The organism is Roseomonas rosulenta, assembly GCF_016106005.1.
Taxonomy (GTDB): domain Bacteria; phylum Pseudomonadota; class Alphaproteobacteria; order Acetobacterales; family Acetobacteraceae; genus Neoroseomonas; species Neoroseomonas rosulenta.
Map to the genome: position 1 here is coordinate 1 of NZ_JACADR010000387.1, position 3,221 is coordinate 3,221.

2 protein-coding genes are annotated in these 3,221 nt (G+C 75.3%); both read right to left on the minus strand.

The annotated features are described in order from the left end of the window. Positions 1 to 1,790: putative inorganic carbon transporter subunit DabA (locus HW578_RS24675; RefSeq protein ID WP_198373352.1), on the minus strand; the 1,790-nt coding region annotated here is incomplete at its 3' end. A 13-nt stretch (positions 1,791 to 1,803) separates the two neighbouring features. Next, positions 1,804 to 3,221, minus strand: a 1,418-nt coding sequence (locus HW578_RS24680; protein WP_198373353.1) for a proton-conducting transporter transmembrane domain-containing protein, incomplete at its 5' end; no start/stop codon positions are given.

Sequence of the window (3,221 nt, forward strand, 5' to 3'; positions counted from 1 at the left end):
AGGCGTAGCGCCCGTTCCGCGCGCGCCAGCGCCGCGGCACGGCCGAGCCACGCCTTCGCCTGCCGCAGCGACGCCTGATGCCGCGCGGACCCCGCGTCGCCGGCGAAGATGGCCACCTCGTCGCTCGTGGTGTCGTGCAGGCCAGCGAGGAACAGCGTGTCCTCCGGAATGGCGATGCCGCGCGCCGCGAGGCCCTGACGAACCTCAGGCTCGTTCAGCAACGCGGCGAGCAGCCTTGCGCTGACATCGCCCTGGTGACCGCCGCAGGCACCGCATTGCAGCGCGCTCGCATGCGGGTTGTTCGCCACGCGCGCGCCGTGGCCAAGCAACAGCACCAGAGGAGCGAATCCCTCGGTCAGCGACATGGCGCGCAGCACCGCCTCGGCCGTCGCGATGCGCGTCTCGATGGGCAGGCTCGGCTCGAAGCGCGGCGTGGTCCCGCCGCGCCCGGCGCGGCCGAGGCCGAAGGAGTCCCGCAGCAGCGTCAAGCCATGCAGCAGCCCCGCCGATTCCACGAAGGCGAAGGAGGAGACGGCCGCCTGGCTGAACCGGCCCCAGGCGCGCTTCGCCCGTGCGGCGATGCGCGCGCGCTCCGCCGCCGCGTCGCCCGGCACCGCGTCGCAGCTTCTCAGCCCCGGGCGCAGCAGCACCGGCAGCCGGTTCTCGACCACGTCCGAGGCGAAGGGCCGGTGCGCCACCGGCAGGCCGAAGAAGCCCGCGAAGCCCTGGGTACGGATGCCCGGGTCCAGGGATTCCAGCGCGCGGCGCAACACCTCGGACCGCACGTCGATGCAGAAGGCAGCCTGCAGCGCGGGGCGCGCGGGCGCCGCCGCAGACGTGGGCACGACCGAGGCCAGGATCTCCCGCTGCGCCGCATGTTCCACCGCGGCCTGAAGGATGGCGTCGATCGCGTCCTCGGCTGAGGGGCGCACCGGCTCGGCATGCGCGGCGAGCACCTCCCGCCACCGCGCCTCGATCTGCGGCGCGTGGCGGGCATGAAGCGCCTCCTCCCAGACGAGCCGCACGGCAAGCAGCCCGGTGAGCGTGCCGTCGGTCCCGCCGGCGAGTTCCGCCTCGAAGCCGCGCTGCCGTGCGAGCTGCGCCCAGCCGCCGAGCGTCATCAGCAGCCGATGCAGCAGCGTCCCCAGCGCGGCCTCCGGCACGCCGAGCGCATCGAGCGCCCGGCCCGTCGCGGCTTCGGCCTCCTGCGGCGCGGCGGCGACATGGGCGCAGAAGCCGGGCAGGCCCAGGATCTCGGGCGTGAGGTCGCGCAGCGCCGTCGCCCGCCAGGAGGCGTAGAGCGAGCCGCGCCGCGGCACCGGCCACAGCGCCTGGCCCGCATCGAACCAGCCGCCGGCGAAGGCGCCGATGCGCTCGGCAATGATGCCGGGCCAGTCGGTGCCCGTGGCTTCCGCAACCAGGTCGGCGATGGTGGGCAGGGCCTGGGGCAGCGCGGCGGGCGCGGCCAGCGCTTCCCGCAGCGCTGCGACGTCCCTTGGGCGATCTGCCTCGGGCGCGGCGGCCAGCGCGGCGGCGAGGTCCTCCTCGGTGATCCCGCCGGCGGCGATGCGTTCCGCATACCAGGCCCGCGGCATGGTGGCGCGCAGGCCACCGACGCGCCGCAGCCGCGCCGCGGCGGTGGCGAGGTCCTCCTCCGCCTGGCCGAGGAAGGGATTGACCGCGACCGTCGCGGCCAGCGGCCAGGCCGGCGGGATGGCGCGCTGCGCCTGCTCCAGCGCGGCGGCGAGGGCTGGGGCGGCTGCGATGGCCTGGTGGGTGTCGAAGGGCATCATCGGCCTCCTCTCAGGCGGCATTGCGCAGCGACCAGCCCCGCAGGAGGCGGTCGGTCAGGGCGTTGACATACAGGCCATTGGCCAAGTGCACGCGCAGCCCTGCCGCGGCCGGATGCTGCGCCCAGAGCGGGAAGGTCGCCTGCGCGAAGGCGGTCAGGCCGAAGCCCAGGACCGCGAGCACGATCAGCACCCATTCCAGCGCGCCTGGCGACGGTGCCGCGGGCAGGACGCCCGCGGTGAGCGCCTCGGCGGCGCGCTGCAGAGCGAAGTAGCCCACCGCTGCCGCGGCGGCGGCGATCGAGGTGCGCAGCGTGAGCGGCCCCGGCGCCGCGTCGGCGAAGCCCTGCGCCAGCAGGTAGGCTACGCCGAGCACCAGGATGGCGCCGAGCGCGATCGCCTGCGGCGACTTGCCCTCGAAGCCGAAGGCCGCCCCGATCAGCGCATAGAGCGCGAGCGCCGCGAGGAAGGCCCGCGCGACCGCCCGCCCGCCCGGCACCGCCACGGGGCCGGGGCGCGGGATCGCCGCCACCTTCGCCACCGCGCCGCCGGAGGCGAGGAAGGCATGCGCCTTGTAGAGCGAGTGGGCGAGGATGTGCAGCAGCGCGAGCGGGAACAGCGCCAGGCCGCATTGCAGGATCATGAAGCCCATCTGCGCGATGGTGGACCAGGCGAGCGCCGTCTTGACCGCCGGCTGCGTCAGCATCACCAGCCCCGCGAACAGCGCGGTGAAGCCGCCGATCATCGCCAGCGCCGCGAGCACGCCGGGCGCGGCCAGCATCACGTCGGCGAAGCGGATCAGCAGGAAGCCGCCGGCATTGATCAGCCCGGCATGCAGCAGGGCGGAGACCGGCGTCGGCGTCTCCATCACTTCGGTCAGCCAGCCATGTGTGGGGAACTGCGCGGACTTCAGCAGCGCGGCAAGGGCGAGCAGCGCTGCGGCACCGGCCGCGGCGCCGGGCGCCTGGCCGGCGCGCGCGGCCTCGAGGATCGCGCGGATATCCAAGGTGCCGAAGCCGAAGGCCAGCAGCAGCGCCGCGGCGGCGAGCGCGATGTCGCCGGCGCGCGCGAAGATCGCCTTCTTGCGCGCCGCGCGCCGGGCTGCGGGCCGCTCCGGATAGAACAGCAGCAGGCGCTGCAGCCCGAGCCCCGCGCCGACCCAGGCGAGCACGAGGACGACCAGGTTGCCCGCCTGCACCAGCAGCAGCGCCGCGGCGAGCGTCAGGCAGAGCCAGCCGGTGAACTCCCCCTGCCGCGCCTCCCCGTCCAGGTAGGTCGCGGCGTAGCGCACCACCACCCAGCCGACGAAGGCGACCAGCAGCAGCATCGCCGCCGAGACGGCATCGACCCGCGCCAGCGCCAGCGGCGCGCTGCCCGGCCCCCTGGCCAGCAGGAGCGCGAGGCTCGCCGCGGCGACGACCAGCGCGACGA